This window comes from Desulfosporosinus meridiei DSM 13257, from assembly GCF_000231385.2.
Taxonomy (GTDB): Bacteria; Bacillota; Desulfitobacteriia; order Desulfitobacteriales; family Desulfitobacteriaceae; genus Desulfosporosinus; species Desulfosporosinus meridiei.
The window spans coordinates 1,957,188-1,975,272 of sequence record NC_018515.1; the positions used below are offsets into that span (position 1 = coordinate 1,957,188).

General features: G+C 48.9%; 15 protein-coding genes and 1 riboswitch. Of the genes, 12 read left to right on the forward strand and 3 right to left on the reverse strand.

Annotated elements, in window-relative coordinates; translation table 11 throughout:
• Window positions 1–146: 146 nt before the first annotated feature.
• The 4 genes from xdhA to xdh all read left to right on the forward strand — a co-directional run bounded on the left by xdhA (window position 147) and on the right by xdh (window position 6,610).
• Window positions 147–2,429 (forward strand): xanthine dehydrogenase subunit XdhA, encoded by a 2,283-nt coding sequence (xdhA, locus tag DESMER_RS09000; RefSeq protein ID WP_014902733.1) that lies wholly within the window; start codon window positions 147–149, stop codon window positions 2,427–2,429.
• A 108-nt stretch (window positions 2,430–2,537) separates the two neighbouring features.
• Window positions 2,538–3,419: a xanthine dehydrogenase subunit XdhB gene (gene xdhB, locus DESMER_RS09005; protein ID WP_014902734.1), complete on the forward strand. Its 882-nt coding sequence runs from the start codon at window positions 2,538–2,540 to the stop codon at window positions 3,417–3,419.
• Window positions 3,419–3,910, forward strand: a complete 492-nt coding sequence (gene xdhC / locus DESMER_RS09010; RefSeq protein WP_014902735.1) for a xanthine dehydrogenase subunit XdhC — start codon at window positions 3,419–3,421, stop codon at window positions 3,908–3,910. Before xdhB ends, xdhC begins: the two co-directional genes overlap by 1 nt.
• Before the next feature lie 87 nt (window positions 3,911–3,997).
• The gene (xdh, locus tag DESMER_RS09015; RefSeq protein ID WP_014902736.1) at window positions 3,998–6,610 is read left to right on the forward strand and encodes a selenium-dependent xanthine dehydrogenase; all 2,613 of its coding nucleotides are present in this window, start codon (window positions 3,998–4,000) and stop codon (window positions 6,608–6,610) included.
• Window positions 6,611–6,790: 180 nt separating this feature from the next.
• Window positions 6,791–6,944, forward strand: a riboswitch (molybdenum cofactor riboswitch).
• A gap of 171 nt (window positions 6,945–7,115) precedes the next feature.
• Here the strand turns inward: xdh and DESMER_RS09020 are convergent.
• The 3 genes from DESMER_RS09020 to DESMER_RS09030 form a co-directional block, all read right to left on the reverse strand.
• Window positions 7,116–8,219 (reverse strand): ABC transporter substrate-binding protein, encoded by a 1,104-nt coding sequence (locus DESMER_RS09020; protein WP_014902737.1) that lies wholly within the window; start codon window positions 8,217–8,219, stop codon window positions 7,116–7,118.
• Between the two features lie 210 nt (window positions 8,220–8,429).
• Window positions 8,430–9,278 carry an ABC transporter ATP-binding protein gene (locus DESMER_RS09025; RefSeq protein ID WP_014902738.1) on the reverse strand — a complete coding sequence of 283 codons (849 nt, stop codon included), beginning with the start codon at window positions 9,276–9,278 and terminating at the stop codon, window positions 8,430–8,432.
• Window positions 9,275–10,279: a FecCD family ABC transporter permease gene (locus tag DESMER_RS09030; protein ID WP_085931658.1), complete on the reverse strand. Its 1,005-nt coding sequence runs from the start codon at window positions 10,277–10,279 to the stop codon at window positions 9,275–9,277. Before DESMER_RS09030 ends, DESMER_RS09025 begins: the two co-directional genes overlap by 4 nt.
• A gap of 308 nt (window positions 10,280–10,587) precedes the next feature.
• Between DESMER_RS09030 and DESMER_RS09035 the strand changes: the two genes are divergently transcribed.
• The 8 genes from DESMER_RS09035 to DESMER_RS09070 all read left to right on the forward strand — a co-directional run bounded on the left by DESMER_RS09035 (window position 10,588) and on the right by DESMER_RS09070 (window position 18,061).
• A complete protein-coding gene (locus DESMER_RS09035; RefSeq protein ID WP_014902740.1) occupies window positions 10,588–11,280 on the forward strand; it encodes a GTP-binding protein in 693 nt (230 codons plus the stop codon).
• Window positions 11,277–12,302 (forward strand): ATP-binding cassette domain-containing protein, encoded by a 1,026-nt coding sequence (locus tag DESMER_RS09040; RefSeq protein ID WP_014902741.1) that lies wholly within the window; start codon window positions 11,277–11,279, stop codon window positions 12,300–12,302. Before DESMER_RS09035 ends, DESMER_RS09040 begins: the two co-directional genes overlap by 4 nt.
• A gap of 63 nt (window positions 12,303–12,365) precedes the next feature.
• A complete protein-coding gene (locus DESMER_RS09045; protein ID WP_014902742.1) occupies window positions 12,366–13,145 on the forward strand; it encodes a DUF364 domain-containing protein in 780 nt (259 codons plus the stop codon).
• Window positions 13,135–13,833, forward strand: coding sequence for a methyltransferase domain-containing protein (locus DESMER_RS09050; protein WP_014902743.1), 699 nt, complete (start codon window positions 13,135–13,137; stop codon window positions 13,831–13,833). The genes DESMER_RS09045 and DESMER_RS09050 overlap by 11 nt, the downstream gene beginning before the upstream one ends.
• 3 nt (window positions 13,834–13,836) lie before the next feature.
• Window positions 13,837–14,355 (forward strand): nucleoside-triphosphatase, encoded by a 519-nt coding sequence (locus tag DESMER_RS09055; protein WP_014902744.1) that lies wholly within the window; start codon window positions 13,837–13,839, stop codon window positions 14,353–14,355.
• A 278-nt stretch (window positions 14,356–14,633) separates the two neighbouring features.
• Window positions 14,634–15,182: a flavodoxin family protein gene (locus DESMER_RS09060; RefSeq protein WP_014902745.1), complete on the forward strand. Its 549-nt coding sequence runs from the start codon at window positions 14,634–14,636 to the stop codon at window positions 15,180–15,182.
• A gap of 121 nt (window positions 15,183–15,303) precedes the next feature.
• A complete protein-coding gene (locus DESMER_RS09065) occupies window positions 15,304–16,071 on the forward strand; it encodes an ABC transporter ATP-binding protein (RefSeq protein WP_014902746.1) in 768 nt (255 codons plus the stop codon).
• A complete protein-coding gene (locus DESMER_RS09070) occupies window positions 16,064–18,061 on the forward strand; it encodes an ABC transporter permease (RefSeq protein ID WP_014902747.1) in 1,998 nt (665 codons plus the stop codon). The genes DESMER_RS09065 and DESMER_RS09070 overlap by 8 nt, the downstream gene beginning before the upstream one ends.
• Window positions 18,062–18,085 lie beyond the last annotated feature (24 nt).

Genomic DNA, 18,085 nt, shown 5'->3' on the forward strand with positions numbered 1-18,085 from the left:
GTTTATTAACCTAAACGCGTGTGTCTGACTTGTTATTCCTGTGCCTGGGTTTTTGTTTTGTGCATGATTTAATTTTCAGTCTTTTCACAATGGAATAATGTAAGGCTCGATTTTCTCCGCTCCTGCGGAATTAGGAGGCAGATGTAATGAATGTTGGTAAAAGTATTCCTCGTGTCGATGCTTTCGACAAAGCAACAGGAAGAACCAAGTATACTGATGACCTGTGTGACAGCCGGGCCCTGGTAGTTAAGCTTGTGCATTCGACCATCGCTCATGGTCTTGTCAAAGCAATTGACATTTCTGAAGCGGAAAAAGTCGAAGGGGTTGTAAAAATTGTTACCTGCTTTGATGTTCCTAAATATTATTTCCCTACGGCGGGACACCCCTGGTCAACGGACCCTCATCATCAGGACGTAGCCGACCGTCTTCTGCTGACAGACAGAGTCAGATTCTATGGCGAAGAGGTTGCGGCAGTAATAGCTGCGAATGATATTGCTGCTGCCCAGGCCGTCAGAAAGGTTAAGGTAGACTATGAGGAATACCCATTTGTGCTTGATGTTCAGGAGGCCATGGAGGAGAGGGCTCCCCAGCTTCATGAAAACTACCCTAACAACATTCTTGGCCACAGCAATCTGCGCATCGGTAATTATCAGGAGGCCATTAAAGAACCCGGGCTGATCAAATTTGATAACTGGTACGATACTCCAACCGTTCAGCACTGTCATATCGAGAATCATATCTGCTACGCCTATGAAGAAAATGGCAGGATTAATATTGTTTCCTCAACCCAGATTCCCCATATTGTCCGCCGGGTTGTCGGTCAGGCCCTGGGTATTTCCTGGGGAAAGGTCAGGGTAGTCAAGCCCTATATCGGCGGTGGTTTCGGCAACAAGCAGGATGCTTTATATGAACCCTTGTGTGCCTACCTTTCAACTCAGGTTGGAGGAAGACTGGTGAAGATCGATGTGACCAGAGAAGAGACTTTTACGAACAACCGTGTCCGTCATGCCATCAGAAGCCATATAATTACCTGGGTACGTCCTGACGGGACCATTGTGGCCAGAAAGCTGGAAGCCTTCTCCAATCAGGGTGCCTATGCTTCTCATGGACATGGTATTGCCGCTAAAGGAATGGGGGCCTTCCCCCAGTTATATCCCTGCCCCAATGTTGAAGCGGATGCTTATACCGTCTTCACCAACCGTACTGTGGCAGGTGCCATGAGAGGCTATGGCATCCCTCAGGCCATGTTTCCTGTGGAGAGCCAGATTGACGATATAGCGCGCCAAATCGGTGCCCATCCCCTGGAATACAGGCTGAAGCATCTGATGCCTGTGGGCTATGTGGATAGCTTCTCCAAAAATGAGAACTACTTTGACAGCTTTAGACAATGTATAGAAAAAGGAAAAGCGGCCATCGACTATGACCGGAAATACGAAGAATACAAGAACCAGACAGGAAATATCCGCAGGGGTATAGGCTGTGCTGTTTTTTGGTATAACACGGCAGTCTGGCCGATCAGTTTGGAAACCTCTTCCTGCCGTATGGTTCTTAATCAGGATGGCTCAGTTCAGCTGCAGTTAGGCGAAACTGAAATAGGTCAGGGTGCCGATACTGTTTTCGCTCAGATGGCAGCGGACATTTTAGGCTTCTCCATGGATAAAATTAATGTGATATCCTGCCAGGACACGGATGTTACACCCTTTGGTACTGGTGCATATGCCTCCAGGCAAACCTACGTCGGAGGGTTTGCCGTCAGGCAGACTGCTGAGCTGCTCAAGACCAAAATATTGGAGTATGCTCACGAATTGACAAGAATGCCGGTATTCAACCTGGAAATAGCAGATAATAATATTGTCCGCACCACGGATGGCCGAATTCTCATGTCAGTGGGAGACCTGGCCTGTGAAGCTCTTTATAGTCTGACCCATTCCCAGCATATTACGGCAGAGGGCACTTACCAAATTAAGACCAATGCCTACTCCTTTGGCTGCTGTTTTGCGGAGGTGGAGGTTGATATCAAATATTGCAAAGTAAAGGTGCTTGATATTGTCAATGTTCATGATTGCGGACAGCTGATTAACCCTGATCTGGCTGAAGCACAAGTTCATGGCGGTATGAGTATGGGCATCGGCTATGCTCTGTCGGAACAGCTGCTCTACGATCCCAAGTCAGGCCGCGCCCTTAATGACAATCTTCTTGATTACAAGCTGCCGACAACTATGGATCATCCTGATCTGGCGGCACAGTTCGTGGAGAATTATGAACCTACCAGTGCCTTTGGCACCAAGGCTCTGGGCGAGCCGCCGGTTTGCCCGGTGGCCCCCGCCATTCGAAATGCGATTTTAAATGCCACAGGTGTCCCCCTGTATAAAATTCCCATGACCCCTCATGTTCTCTTTGAACGTTTTACTGAAGAAGGACTGATTTAAGCGCGGTTTGTCTTTAGTCAGCGGGATTGGTTATGTCTCTCCGCCCAGGGAATTGACTGGATTAATGCGCAGAGATGCCTGGGAAACCCGGGCCTGAAAGGAGTTATTATGTACGATATTAAAGCATTATATGAAGCCGGCAGTATTCGGGAAGCTGTTGAGTTAAGACTTGCCCACCCCGAGGCGGATATTATTGCCGGCGGCAGTGACGTTTTGGTCCAGATGCGTGAAGGGAAACGGGCCGGCAAAGAATTAATCAGTATCTATATGATTGACGAGATGAGAGGAATCAGGCTTGATGAGAATGAAGCAATCAGAATCGGTTCCTTAACCAGCTTTTCCCACATTACCAAACATGAACTCATTCAAAAACACATCAATGTGTTGGGGGAAGCCGTGGATATGATTGGAGGTCCTCAGGTGCGAAACATTGGCACCATAGGCGGCAACACCTGCAATGGTGTGACCTCCGCAGACTCTGCTTCCACCCTCCATGCCTGGGAGGCAATTATCGAGCTCACCGGCCCTGAAGGTGTGAGAAGAATTCCCATCAAGGAATTCTACCTTAAAGCAGGGGTTGTCGATATCAGGGCGGGGGAAATCCAGACGGCTATTATCATTCCGAAAGAAAGCTACGCAGGCTGCAAAGGGCACTATATCAAGTATGCCATGAGAAATGCCATGGATATTGCGACGACAGGCTGTTCCGTCAATGTTAAGCTTTCCGAGGACAAAAAAACCATACTCAAGGTGAGGATTGCTTATGGCGTTGCCGGTCCTGTTCCCATGCGCTGCCCTGCGGCGGAAGTTAAAGCCAATGGTCAGCCGGTCTGCAGTGAGACAGTCAAGGCCTTTGCTGCCGGGGTTCTGGAGGATATCAATCCCCGTGACAGCTGGCGTGCTTCCAAAGCATTCCGTCAGCACATTGCCGTGGAACTGGCAGAGCGCTGTTTAATCGAAGCCATCAGATTGTCCGGAGGTGAGATTTAATGTCAGCACAATATAAACTGGTAAAATGCAGCATCAACGGCAAGGACGTTGAAACCATGGTCGATGTCCGGGCTTCCCTCACCGATATGCTGAGAAACGATTACAGCCTTACCTCAGTAAAAAAAGGCTGTGAGGTGGGCGAGTGCGGAGCCTGTAACGTGATTATCGACGGGGAATGCTTTAACTCTTGTATTTACCTGGCTGTCTGGGCAGAAGGCAAGAAGATTCGTACTTTGGAAAGTCTGCTGGGACCCGATGGGGAGCTTTCCGACATTCAGCAGGCCTTTATCGATGAAACAGCTATCCAGTGCGGCTTCTGTACGCCGGGATTTATTATGACGGCCGTTGAAATCCTGGAAACGGGTCAGGAATATACCAGGGATCAGTTAAGAAAGCTGCTTTCCGGTCATCTGTGCCGCTGCACCGGCTATGAAAATGTTGTTACTGCCGTAGAAAAAACCATGCTCAGACGGCTTGGTAAATTAGATTAATTTCCGGGGTTATAATCATTCTTGAATTGAAGGCATCTCCTGCTAAGAGACAGCTGCAGTAATTGATTGTCAGAAGGTGAGAGTAAAATGTTTATAGTCAACATTAATGGCAAAGATTATCAATCGGAAACCGATCTGAGCTTGATGGATTTTTTGCGAGACGAACTCCAAATAACCTCAGTCAAGAATGGCTGCAAAGAAGGCGCTTGTGGAACTTGTACCGTGATTATTGACGGCAAGACGGTTCGTGCTTGTGTGCAAAAGCTTTCTAAATTAGCCGGCAAAAAGATCCAAACCATCGAGGGCTTTACAGAGAGAGAAAGACAGGTATTTGGCTATGCTTTCGCGGCCAGCGGAGCTGTACAATGCGGATTTTGCATTCCGGGCATGGTTATCAGCGGGAAATCTTTGCTGGACCGAAATCCTGATCCAACCAGAGAGGATGTAAAAGGGTCAATCCGCACCAATATCTGCAGGTGCACAGGCTATAGCAAAATTGAAGATGGGATTCTTTTGGCTGCCAAAATGCTGAGGGAAAACTTGGAGATCCCTGAAATGGTCCAAACCGGGAAGGTCGGGGAGAAAACCTGCCGGGTTGATGCTCTTCCCAAAACCCTGGGGACGGCCATGTATGCTGATGATTTCAGCTTCCCCGGAATGCTGTATGGCAAAAATGTCTTCAGTAAATTTGCCCGTGCTAAAATCCTGGCCATTGATCTAAGTAAAGCGCTGATCATGCCGGGGGTTGTTGCCATTTATACGGCCAAGGATATTCCCGGCCAGAGATACATCGGTCATCTGGCCCAGGACTGGCCGGGGATGATTGATGTGGGAGAACAAACCAAGTGTTGCGGAGATACTCTGGCCATGGTGGTTGCCGAGACGAGGGAACAGGCCATGGCGGCTGTAAAAGCGGTGGAAGTTCAATACGAACCCCTTAATCCCATTTGCACCCCACAAGAAGCTGCCGTTCCCGATGCGCATCAAATTCACGGTGAAGGATTTTGGCAATTCGGCAAATTTCGCATTCCGGAAAATAACCTGTTTGACCATGAAGAAGTAAAACGTGGGGATGCGGAAACTGCCCTGCGCAATGCTAAGTTCGTGGTCGAAGGTACTTTTCAGCTGCCGCCAACGGAACATGCCTTTATGGAACCGGAAACTGCGGTCGCTCTTCCTGACGGAGATGGGGTTAAGGTGATTACAGGGGGGCAGGGGATTTATGATGAATACCATGAAATCAGTGCTTATCTCGGCCTGCCCTTGGAAAAGGTCAGAATTCAAAGTGCCGTGGTGGGCGGAGGATTTGGCGGCAAGGAAGATATGAGCGTCCAGCATCAGGCCGCCCTTTGCGCTTATCTGACCAAACGGCCGGTTAAGGTTGCTTTTAGCCGCCAGGAAAGTATCAACTATCATCCCAAACGCCATGCTATGGAAATCTATTGTAAAATCGGCTGCGACGAAAAGGGTATCCTGCAAGGGATGCAAGCCAGAATAACTTCCGATACCGGGGCTTATGCTTCTCTGGGCGGACCGGTGCTGCAAAGAGCCTGCACCCATGCCGGCGGCCCTTATAATTATCAGAATGTGGATATAGAAGGAAATGCCTATTATACCAATAACCCTCCCGCCGGTGCCTTTCGCGGCTTTGGCGTCACCCAGTCCTGTGCGGTTGTCGAATGTCTTATCAATCAGCTGGCGGAAAAAGCCGGTATTTCCGGTTGGGAGATCCGTTATCGCAATGCCATCAGACCCGGTCAGTCCCTGCCCAATGGCCAGATTGCGGATGAAGGAACGGCTATGGCAGAGACGTTGGCAGCGGTCAAAGAAGAGTTTGAAAAATATGAAGCTGATCCGGATTACTACGTGGGCATCGCTTCGGCTATGAAAAATGCCGGGGTTGGCGTAGGTGTTCCTGATATCGGACGCTGCAATTTGAAAATAATCGGCGGCAAAGTCCATGCCAGGTCCTCAGCGGGGGCAATCGGGCAAGGCATCCAGACCGTTTTGACTCAGGTGATTTGTGATACAACCGGCTTGCTGACGAATCAGGTTGTCGTAGAACATCCGGACACCAAATATACGCCTGACTCGGGTACCACAACGGCATCCCGGCAAACTGTCTTTGCGGGGGAGGCGGCCCGGCAATCAGCTTTGCAATTAAAAGCTGAGTTGGATACAGGGAAGTCGTTGGCGGATTTGGAAGGGAATGAATATATAGGAGAATTTGAGTTCAAAACCGATCCCATCGGCTCGCCCAAACCTAATCCGGTAAGCCATGTAGCCTATGGCTATGCCACCCAGCTTTTTATCCTGGATAAAGAAGGGAAAGTCGTCAAAGTTATTGCCGCTCATGACGTGGGCAGAGCAATCAATCCCCTCTCCGCCGGCGGTCAGGTAGAAGGCGGTGTAGCTATGGGGCTGGGCTATGCTTTAACGGAAGACTTTCCCTTAAAAGATGGAATCCCTCAGGCAAAACTTGGTACCTTAGGGCTTTTTAAAGCACCGCAAATGCCCCCTGTCGAAGTCCATTTGCTTGGCAAAAACAGCCCCGAGATAGCCTTCGGCGCTAAGGGGGTTGGCGAAATCGTCTGTGTTATGGGGGCTCCGGCCTGTCAAAATGCCTACTATAAAAAGGACGGGGTATTCAGATATAAATATCCTTTGGAGAATACCTATTATCGCAAGCCAAAAGCTTAAAAAATTCAATTCTCTTTCGCTTATTTTGAGGTTTGTACGAAGTTGAAAAACTTTTATCTAATCTTCAGCAGGTCAAATTATGCAACGTTGCACAATTTGACCTGCTGAAGAACAAATATTTCAGAGTATGGTTATAAATCGAACAGATAATTTCCACCTTTATAGCGTAAAATGATACAAATAATAAGTCTTTTCCGCGTTCTGACCGCTAAAAGCGACTGCTCTAAGCCAGTTCATGCTGTCAGAACCTGAGTCTGAACCTTACAGACTCACAGGGTTATGATTGGAAACGATATAACCTTCACTTTTGAGAAGGAAAAGCTGCGGCAGAAGAATGCCTTACCGTTGAAGATACTGATGCGACTTGCTTTTAATTTCTCAAAGCAGGCCGCGTTTTTTTATAGTATACGATGATTGTTTTTCTTAATATTCAGTATTCTAAAGAAAAACTTCTTCGATAAGTAAGGCATATTGCTTAATAGCCAGAGCCGAAAAAGTGAACTAATTACCTATAAATCGAGTTGGCCACCAAAGCTTTGTATTGAGCTTCCGTTAATTTGCAGTGATAGAACAAGTCGTAATAACGGGCGGTCTCTTTATAGAGATCATAGTTAGCTTGTTCGGGATAGAGCAACTGAGTAATCCAGATCATGCCCATATAACGGTTGACAGAAGGGGGGAAGCCCATCCAGTTATAGGGTCCCAGAGGTACCTCGTAATATTTGCCATTCTTGATAGCCTTTACTTCCTGCCAGGATTTATCTTGGCCGATTGTGCTGTAAATGCTGCCAGGCGCAAAGACAATCACATCAGGGTTCCAGAGGATGATTTGTTCCAGATCCACAGGATTTCCGCTGCCCTTGCTGGAGATGTCTTTGACCACGGCCACATTGTTGCTGATCCGATCAAGGATCTCGGCGTGGAATGAGTCTTTGGCCAGGACATTAAGACCATTGTCACCCAGACAATAGAGGAGATTGGCTTTGCCCTTTTCCCCGACCTTTTTCATAATCTCATCGGTATTCTGCTTGATTTCTTCGCAGTAACGGGCGAGGACTTCAGCTTCTTTCTCCCTGCCCAGCAGCTTGCCCAGCATCCGGTAGGTGTCCCCCATGGTTTCGGTGGTGGCGGTGATATGAACTGTGGGTATACCTACCTGCTTTGAAAGTCCGTTCATATCGTCCGCGATGGTGGATTTGGGTTCCCCCACGTCAATGATAAGCTGAGGGTTAACTTTAGCTAGTTCCTCAAGATTCAGATCGGAGCTTCCGTACAGCTGGCCTAAAACGGGAAGGTTGTAGTATTTGGTATCGAGATATTCCTCGGCTGCCGGAGCCCATTTCGAGGAAAGGCCCGCAAACATATCCGGGGCCAGGGCGAAGAGGACGATTTGGGCCATAGAGCCGGAAGGGGCAATACGGGTAATATTTTTAGGGATTTCAACGACCCGCCCGGCTGAATCCGTAAAACTGACGGTCGCGCTGTCATCCGAACCGTTGCCGGCGGAGGCGGAAGCAGGCTGGTTGGGTCCGGTGAGTTTTCCGCAGGCAGTTGTCATGGTTAAGGCCAGACAAAGAAGGATGAGCACTGCTATAAGTTTTTTTCTCATGGGAAATCCTCCTTAAACTTTAATTTTTTTATACTAGATCCTCATACTGCTAACAGAACTAAAAAGGAGCGTACGAGTCGGGCAGCTTCGCCCACATCTAGGTAATACCTTGCAAACCAATGGCTCCGATTCCCACTCAAGCTATGTGAGCCGTACCGCCTCTCCGTGCAATGAGTTCACTCTTGCGGGCGAAGCTGCCTTCTTATGAAGTCATTGATTTTTTTGCATGGATTTTTTAGATTTCCTATGTATATAAGAAGAAAATCGCGGCAGGGAGCCAGCTTCGATAATGCTCTTCGGAATACAGACTCGGGCTTTATCGTCGTAGAGACTTTGCAGCTCAACGTCTATCCCGTAAAGCTGGTAAATCAGTTCTTGGCTAAATACCTGGCAGGGGGAACCCAGAGCCAGCACTTTGCCATCCTTCATTGCCAGGACCTTGTCTGAGAATAAAAAGGTCTGATCCGGATTATGGGTGGATTGGATAATGGTATACCCTTCTTTGGCCAAGGATTTGATCTGGGTGAGAACCCGGATCTGGTTGCCGAAGTCCAGGTTAGCTGTGGGTTCATCCAAGATCAGGATTTTGGCTTCCTGAACCAGGGCCCGGGCCATTAATACCAGCTGCCGTTCTCCGCCGCTGATCTGGGTATAGCCCCGCTCTTTTAAATGAATGATGCCCAGGCGTTCCAAGGCAGACTCCGCCAGTTTGCGCTGTTTGAGGCTGGGGCTGGAAAGGGAGGAGAGCTGAACGGTGGTGCCCATGAGAACCATATCGAAGACCGTATAGTTAAAGGAAGGGTAATGAGACTGAGGGATATAGGCGATGTACTGGGCCATTTCCCTGATTCCCAACTTGCGGATGTCCCTGCCGTTTAAAAGAGCCTTTCCCCTATACTTACTAAGCAGGCCGAGGATACAGCGGAAGAGGGTGCTTTTTCCAGTGCCATTAGGTCCCAGGATGGATAACAGTTCCTGATCCTTGGCTACAAAGTTGATCCTATCAAGGATAAGCCGGTCCCCATAGCTGAAACTCAGATTAGCAACCTCAATACTCAAAAACTTTCCCCCTTCCTGGTTATTAAGTAGACAAAAAAGGGTGCCCCGATAAACGCCGTGAGTATGCCCAAGGGGATTTCTGTTGTAAACAGATTTCTGGAGAAATTGTCTACAAATAAAAGAAAAATTGCCCCTAGCAGCATGGATGCTGGCATAAGGTGAATGAAATTGTTCCCTACCAGTTTTCTTGCTAAATGGGGAATGATCAGACCTACCCAACCGATCATGCCGCTTACGGATACACTGGCGGCTGTGACAAAGGTGGCGCAGATAATGACCAGCAGGCGGATTCTTTGAGCATTGACCCCCATAGTCTTGGCTTCTTCGTCCCCTAAGGTGAGAACATTCAGGCGCCAGCGCAAGAGGAGCAAAGGAATTAGCCCGAGGCTCATGGGGATGATGGAGAAGAGAATATCGCTGAACTTTGCCCCCGCCAGGCTTCCCATCAGCCAGTAAGTGATGGCGGGAAGCTGATCCGTGGGATCGGCTACTAATTTGATAAAAGAGGTGCCTGCCGAGAAGAGGGAGCTGATCATGATTCCTGACAGAACTAAAGCCAGAAGGCTTTTTCCCCGGGCGCGCCGACTGATAAGAAAGACTAAAGCTACTGTCAGAAGTGAGAAGAAAAAGGCGCTGAAGGTAATAAAAGTACTGCTTCTGTAATAAAGGATCGCCAAGGCAGCTCCAAAGGCAGCCCCCTGTGAGGCTCCCAAGACATCCGGAGAAGCCATAGGGTTTTGAAAAACCCCTTGATAAGCTGCGCCGGCAGCAGACAGGCAGCAGCCGACCAGACAGGCTAAAAGGATGCGCGGCAATCTGATATTGAGCAGCACGATTTCAACCTGATCGGGCCAGAATTTCTCTGCGGGATATAATTTCTCAAGCAAAATTCCCAGGAGTTCTCTGCTGGGGATAGGATAGCGGCCGAAGCGAATGGAGATGAAGATTGAGATGATAAGCAGAATGCCCAGACCGCAGACTACTGCTTGATTCCGGTTTATTTTCCTCGTAGTCTCACCGCCTTCAAAAAGAAACTGACATAAAATCGCCTAGCATAAATTAACATGCAGCAGTGTTTAAGAGAAGAAAAAGCCGGCAGGAAATGAGGAATCTTCTGATTTGTTAAAAATTATATAAGGGGATGAACACCTTGTCAATGAATAAAAGCAAATAAAACTATATATAAACAAATAAAAACTAACATAAATTAACTAGACATTGAGGTTATAAATAGTTAAATTTAAGATAACCAATAAAATAACCTAACAAAAACAAATAACTTATTGAAGGAAAGCGTTTGGAGGTTGTTATGAAACTGATAACAGTTGCCGGACCGCCCTCTTCGGGCAAGACATCGGTAATACTCAGACTGATTGAAGGGATGAATCGTCCTCAAGGCAGTATTGGGGTTGTGAAGTTTGACTGCCTGACTTCTTTTGACAATCTCAGCTATGCCGAGGCGGGGATTCCTGTGCATACCGGGTTTTCCGGCAAGGTATGTCCGGATCATTTTTTTGTAAGCAATATTGAAGATGCGGTTCAGTGGGGAGTGCAGTCAGGTTTTGAGGTGCTCATCACGGAGAGCGCCGGTCTCTGCAACCGCTGTTCCCCCTATATTAAAGGGATTCTGTCCGTCTGTGTCATTGACAATCTCTCCGGAGTGAATACCCCTCGCAAAATAGGCCCCATGCTCAAATATGCGGATATCGTGGTGGTGACCAAAGGAGATATTGTTTCCCAGGCCGAACGGGAGGTCTTTGCCTTCAATATCCGGCAGGTGAATTCAGCGGGGAAAGTCATTTTTTTGAACGGGATTACCGGACAAGGGGCCTTTATTCTGGCCAAATACCTGCAGCAGGCCGGGGAGATTCACAGCCTCAGGGATACTAGACTGCGTTTCACCACGCCGGCGGCGATCTGCTCTTATTGCACCGGAGAGACTAAAATCGGAGAGCCTTATCAGATGGGAATGATGAAGAAGATGGAGTTTAAAAGCCTATGACAGCAGATTTTTTGAGTATCCTGACCAGCCGGCCTCTGGCGGAGGTCTTGAGGGAATATCCCATCGGCTGGGACTTTCTGGCTAATTACCGGCTGCATAGTTTAGGGCCGGAGCTTTCTTTCTCTCAGGCCTTGCTGGAAGTGGAAGAGGAAGCTCTGGCAGAATTCGGCTTGGACCGGTTGGGAGCCTTAGAGGGCTTTGCTGAGTTTCTGGAGCAGTTTACTCCTAAAGAGAATCCCTTGACCGAGGTCAAGTCTATTACGATTATCGGCGGCTGGAATAAAGCCAAGAGCCCGGAAGCTGTCAGTCTGACAATTTCCGCCGGGGAAATCATCAGCATTGTCGGGCCCACGGGATCGGGGAAAAGCCGGCTGCTCAATGACATTGAGTGCCTGGCTCAGGGGGATACCCTCACGGGCAGGAGAATTCTGGTCAACGGGGCGGAACTGGATGACCTGCAGCGCTTCGAAATGGAAGGGAAACTGGTGGCTCAGCTTTCCCAAAATATGAATTTTGTCATGGATTTGACGGTTCGTGAATTTTTGGAGATGCATGCCAAATGTCGGCTTACACCTAATGTAGGAGAAGTGACAGCAATTTGTTTTCAGTGTGCCAATGAGCTGGCTGGGGAAAAATTCTCTGAAGACACTTTGGTAACTCAGCTCAGCGGGGGGCAGTCCCGGGCCCTGATGATCGCGGATACTGCCTTCATGAGTGAATCTCCCATCATCCTGATTGATGAAATCGAAAATGCCGGAATTAACCGGCGGCAGGCGATAGGACTTCTGGCCAAAAGGGAAAAGATTATTTTAGTCTCCACTCATGACCCTCTTCTGGCCTTGAGCGCCGACAAGCGGATTGTGATTCAAAACGGGGGAATCGCCAAAGTTATTGAGATTTCCGAGGCGGAGAAAGAGAGTTTGGGGATCATTGAAGACCTGGATAATACTATGCAGAGGCTGCGCACAGCGCTGCGGGCCGGGGAAGTGATCCGCATGAGAGATTTGGAAGAGCCTGGCTGATAAGGATTCAGTGGGGAAGTCATTTGTTAGTTGAAGATTGCCCAATCTAAAGGAGGGATTACGGTGTGGGAGTTATACGATGCTTTAATCGAAGGGATACCTGAAGATTACAGGGTTGATGAGCTGGTTTGCGGGTACCATTATACTTATGTCCGCAGCGGAGACGGTTCAGGAGTGGCTGCGGGGCGGCCCTATAATCAGCGGATGCCTATGTTTAACAAAAACCTCTTGGGCTCGCCCCTGCGGGAAGCGGCATCCTGTGTGAAATCATGGAACCTGATGGAGGCTGCTCTGGGATCTGCCGCCCTTAACGCTTACTACAATAATCCTCAGGTGGCCAGAGCCAACGGTGTGGAATTTTCCGATGCCCAGCGCGTGGAAGACCGGCGCTATGATCCCTTTATCATGTCTCAGAATGTGGTTAAGGGAAAAAAGGTTGTGGTTGTGGGGCATTTTCCCTACCTGGAGAACCTGCTGGAACCGGTCTGTGACTTTTCCATTATTGAATGGGACCCCTTAGAGGGGGACTACCCGATGTCGGCCTGTGAGTACTTGCTGCCTGAAGCAGATTATGCCTACCTTACCTGCACAGCTTTGGTGGATAAAACCCTGCCCCGGCTCCTGGAACTGACCAGAAATGCTGACCGTGTCTGCCTGGTGGGGCCTGCTACTCCCTTAGCTCCGGTGCTTTTTGACTACGGGATTGATGAACTGTCCGGGTTTCTCATTAAAGACAATGCTCAGGCTTTTAGGGTGGCAGCCGGGGCGGAACAGGTGAAGATTTTCCGAGCAGGCCAAAAGGTGGCTTTTAAAGCAGAAAGGCAGCAGGATCATGAATTTTGAATGGAATGCCCAGACCATTCGCTGGTATGAGGAGGCTAATGCCTATTCAGGGTTCTTCAGAAAAGTGGCTGACCTGATTGCTCCCATGCTGCGAAGTTATACCACCCTTTGCGATATCGGCTGCGGTCTGGGTCTTCTGGATCTGGAGCTCAGCCCCAGTATCGCAGGCATTACTTGTATGGATATTAACCCCAATGCCCTGGGGGCTTTGCAGAAACAGGTAGATGCCAGGCAGATCAGCAATATCCAGCCTAGGCTTATGGACTACAAGGATCTAAAGGAGGACTGGGACATTATCTGCATCAGCTTTTTTGGCAGCAGAGAAATTGAAGAATTTCTGCCCCACTGCCGGAAGCTGATTGCCGTGGTGGGCAAGAAACAGCAAACAGAGCTTTACCCGGAAAAATACCGGAAATTCTTGAAGAATACTCCTGAAAAGGTGGAGAATTTTCTCAAGGAGAAAAGGATCGACTATGTCCTCACGGAAGCGGCCTTTGAGTTCGGTCAGCCCTTTCACTCCCGGGCCGATGCAGAGGATTTCCTCCGGACCCATTGCCCAGCTATCAGTGCTGAGGACTTGAGCAATTTTTTGCTAAGGTCTCTCAAAACCACCGGGGACTCCCGTTTTCCATGGGTCATCCCCCGCTTGAAATCCATTGGAGTATTTGAGATTAAAGGGAGTCTGTGAGAAATGCATATCTTTTTGACCGGTGAAATCCAAATCGGCAAGAGTACAGTCATCAACAAGACTCTGGATTTGCTGCAGATAACCCCTCAGGGCTTCCGCACCTATTTCGGACCGGACCGGACTCAAGCAGACAGGCTGCTTTACCTGGATTCCGCAGCTAAGCCTCAGACTTTTAATGAAGAAAAGGCTGTTGTCCATTTTCGTGCAGAGCGGCCGCCGGAGGTTCTTGTTAAAAGGTTCGACGGCTTCGGTGCTCAGCTGATTCGCAGGGCCAGGGCTGATTCGGAATCGGCTCTGATTTTAATGGATGAATGCGGCAGTCTGGAAAGTGGGGCTCAGGTATTTCAGCAGGAGATTTTAGCGGCCCTGGATGGGAACAAGCCCATACTGGGTGTTGTCAAACTAACCAGCAGGGGCTGGACGGACCAAATCAGAGAGCACGCCCAGGTGGCCCTGCTCACGGTGACTCGGGAAAACAGAGATAGGCTGCCGGAGCTGCTTGCTCATTTTCATAGTGGCTAAGCGCCAAAGGAAGTTGAGAACGAAGTTGGTTATCTGAAGGCACTCTTGGCTTCTCAAAGGTAGATTTCTGCTAAAGATCAGGTTGAAAAAGGTGAATAGGCTTTTCAAGAACATCATAACTATCACTACAATTAACCGAACAGATGAAATAGGGCCTCACATTAGCAGGAAATAGAAGGGTATTAGTGGAATTAGCATATAGCATAGAGCAACTAATTAAGAGTTTCACAAGTGGGTAAAATAATCCTAAAATAAAGGTTTACGGAGGGAATTACAGCATGAAAAAAGTGGTCGCTTTTATGGGGAGCCCAAGAAAAAATGGCAACACCGTCACCCTTGTTAAAGAAGTTATTCGTGGAGCACAAGAGGCTGGGGCTGAAACAACTATTTTTGATCTGTATGATATGAATCTTAAACCCTGCAAAGGCTGTTTAGCTTGTCGCAAAACCGGAAACTGCGTCATGCAAGATGATTTTCAGAATATGTTTAAACATATTATCGAGGCCGATGTTGTGGTTTTTGGATCCCCCGTCTATCTTTGGCAGATTACAGCTCAAATGAAATTGTTGTGGGATAGGCTCTGCGGCTTATTCGATGAAAACCATAAGCCCAGGTATGCTGCTAAAAGCCTGATCATGGTTTATTCCCAAGGTAATCCCAACGCCCAGGCTTTTCAGACATCCTTTCAGAGCTATGAAGCGATGTTTAAGATGTTTGGTTTGAATGTAGTTAATACCATTTTACAAACCGGCGGCACTGACCCCAGCACTGCAGCTAACAATCAAGAACTCTTATCTAAAGCTTATGAAGCAGGAAAGGCCATCTAGTGAAATATAATCTACCTTACAAAAGGGTAAGCTTAAACTGGAAAATGTAAGCCAAAGTTATGGCAGGGCATTTTCCAGTTTTGCTATACTGAACCTACTCAGCAAAGGAGGTTCTTTTTTCATGACTATTCTCGAGGTGAATAATCTTAAAAAAGTCTATACTACCCGCTTTGGCGGCAGCCCTGTTCAGGCCTTAGCCAATGTGTCCTTCTCCGTGGAGGAGGGGGAATATGCAGCGATTATGGGGGAATCGGGGTCAGGCAAAACCACCCTGCTCAATATTCTGGCCTCTCTCGACAAACCCACCAGTGGTGAGGTGCTGCTCAAGGGGAAAGGGCTCAGCACCATTAAAGAAAAGGAGATTTCCGCCTTCCGTCGGGAAAATCTCGGTTTTGTGTTTCAGGATTTTAATCTATTGGATACTTTCTCCTTGCAGGATAATATTTTCCTGCCCCTGGTGCTCTCCGGCAAGTCCTATGAGGAGATGAGCCGGCGTTTGGAGCCCATTGCCCGCAAGCTGGGCATCGGTGATATCCTAGCCAAATATCCTTATGAAGTGTCGGGAGGGCAGAAGCAGCGCTGTGCCGTGGCCCGCGCCCTGATTACCAATCCTCAGCTGATTCTGGCGGACGAACCCACCGGCTCCCTGGACTCCCAGGCCGCTGAGAGCTTGCTCCGCCTGTTTAAAGAAATCAATTCGGAGGGGCAGACTTTGTTAATGGTGACCCACAGCGTGAAAGCGGCCAGCCATGCCCAACGGGTACTGTTTATTAAGGATGGTGAGGTCTTTCACCAGCTTTATAAAGCCGGAATGTCGGATGAAGCTATGTACCAGAAGATCTCCGATACCCTGACCACCATGGCCACAGGCGGTGGGCGTCATGAGTAGATTCTTTTATGCCAAGCTGGCCGCCACCAATCTGAAAAAGAATGCCCAAACCTATCTGCCCTATATCCTGACCTGCATCGGTACGGTGATGATGTATTATATCATGGTGTTTCTGTCTGAAAATGAGGGCTTGGGAAAAATGGCCGGCGGCTCCCAAGTGCAGATGATCCTTAACCTAGGATGCTATGTGATTGCTATTTTTTCGGCGATTTTTCTCTTCTATACCCATAGCTTTCTGGTCAAACGGCGCAAAAAGGAATTTGGCCTTTTTAATATCCTGGGCATGGAGAAGAAGCATATCGCCAGAGTGTTAGCCTTCGAAACCCTGTATGTGGCGGGGATCAGCCTGGGGGCAGGCCTGCTGGGCGGGGTACTTCTCTCCAAGCTGATCTTCCTGGTTCTGCTGAAAATCCTCAACTTTGAGGTGCCCCTGGGCTTTGAGGTGTCCGGCCCCGCTCTGGCGGCAGTGCTGGTCCTGTTCGCCGGGATCTTCCTGTTGACACTGCTCAATACCTTGCGCCAAATCCATCTGGCTAAGCCAGTTGAACTCCTGATGGGCGGACAGACAGGGGAGAAGGAGCCGAAAACAAAATGGCCTTTGGTGGTGATGGGAACCTTGAGCCTGGGCGGGGGGTATTATATCTCCCTCACCACCCAATCCCCTCTGGCCGCCCTGACCCAATTTTTCTTTGCCGTCCTCCTGGTGATGGTTGGCACCTATTTTTTGTTTACGGCGGGCAGCATCGCAGTGTTTAAACTGCTGCGCCGGAACAAGAGGTATTATTATCAGACCAGGCATTTTACCGCAGTAGCGGGGATGATATACCGGATGAAGCAAAACGCCGTGGGGCTGGCCAATATTTGTATCATGGCCACTGCCGTGCTGGTGATGGTGTCCACCACCGTGTCCTTGTACATTGGGATGGAGGACGTGCTGCGCACCCGGTATCCCCAAAATATTATGATATCCACCCCCATGCCTGCCCAGCAATCCGTGGAGGGCTTGCAGACGTCGGTTAAAGAAGTCTTGGCGAAGCACCGGCTGGAGGGGAAGGATAGGCTGGACTACAGGTATGTGGCCTTTGTCGGCAATCAAGAGGGGGACAGGTTGATCACGGATCTCAGCAATATCTCCAACGACTTTTCTTCGGTCAGGGAATTCTATCTGATTCCTCTGGAGGATTATAACCGGCTGGCTAAGAGAACGGCCAGCTTGGAGGACGATGAGATTCTGATTTATTCCAGCGCCAGCAAGTATGAAGAAGATACCCTGACGGTATTAAACCGGACATTGACAGTCAAGGAAAGGCTGGACTCGTTTTTTGAAAATAACCTGAATAGGGTATCCATCTCGGGCAGCTATTATGTCGTGGTCAAGGATATGGATGTGCTCAAAGCCCTGGCGGAGGCCCAGGTCGAAGAAAAAGGGGATGATCCCTCAGGGTATCGATATTATCTGGGCTTTGATCTGGAAGCCGACGAGGCTGACATCTCGGCTGTTTACCAGGACATCCGCACTGCCCTGGGCAGTGACTATCCCGGCAGCAGCATCGAATCTCCGGTGGCAGCCAGGGAATCCTTTTTCGCTATATATGGAGGCTTGTTCTTCCTGGGAATTTTCCTGGGGGCGCTGTTCATCATGGCCACCGTACTGATCATCTATTACAAGCAGGTTTCCGAGGGGTATGACGATAAGGCCCGCTTTGAAATCATGCAGAAGGTGGGAATGAGCCGTGAAGAGGTCAGAGGCTCCATCCGCAGTCAGGTCTTGACCGTATTTTTCCTGCCCCTGGTTACCGCCGGGATCCATATTGCCTTCGCTTTTCCCATTATTACTAAATTGCTGGCCGTACTGAATCTCACCAATGTGGGTTTGTTTGCCTGGTGCACAGCGGGTACCATCCTGGTTTTCGCCCTGTTTTATGCTCTTGTCTACGGGCTGACGGCCAAAGTGTATTATCGGATTGTCAGCTGGGGGACGTCTGTATAAGCGGCTGCCTGACCGGAAGCCTCA

Coding starts and splice junctions, on each gene's coding strand:
- xdhA (WP_014902733.1), top strand. CDS start 147: ATGAATGTTGGTAAAAGTATTCCTCGTGTCGATGCTTTCGACAAAGCA.
- xdhB (WP_014902734.1), top strand. CDS start 2,538: ATGTACGATATTAAAGCATTATATGAAGCCGGCAGTATTCGGGAAGCT.
- xdhC (WP_014902735.1), top strand. CDS start 3,419: ATGTCAGCACAATATAAACTGGTAAAATGCAGCATCAACGGCAAGGAC.
- xdh (WP_014902736.1), top strand. CDS start 3,998: ATGTTTATAGTCAACATTAATGGCAAAGATTATCAATCGGAAACCGAT.
- DESMER_RS09020 (WP_014902737.1), bottom strand. CDS start 8,219: ATGAGAAAAAAACTTATAGCAGTGCTCATCCTTCTTTGTCTGGCCTTA.
- DESMER_RS09035 (WP_014902740.1), top strand. CDS start 10,588: ATGAAACTGATAACAGTTGCCGGACCGCCCTCTTCGGGCAAGACATCG.
- DESMER_RS09040 (WP_014902741.1), top strand. CDS start 11,277: ATGACAGCAGATTTTTTGAGTATCCTGACCAGCCGGCCTCTGGCGGAG.
- DESMER_RS09050 (WP_014902743.1), top strand. CDS start 13,135: ATGAATTTTGAATGGAATGCCCAGACCATTCGCTGGTATGAGGAGGCT.
- DESMER_RS09055 (WP_014902744.1), top strand. CDS start 13,837: ATGCATATCTTTTTGACCGGTGAAATCCAAATCGGCAAGAGTACAGTC.
- DESMER_RS09060 (WP_014902745.1), top strand. CDS start 14,634: ATGAAAAAAGTGGTCGCTTTTATGGGGAGCCCAAGAAAAAATGGCAAC.
- DESMER_RS09065 (WP_014902746.1), top strand. CDS start 15,304: ATGACTATTCTCGAGGTGAATAATCTTAAAAAAGTCTATACTACCCGC.
- DESMER_RS09070 (WP_014902747.1), top strand. CDS start 16,064: ATGAGTAGATTCTTTTATGCCAAGCTGGCCGCCACCAATCTGAAAAAG.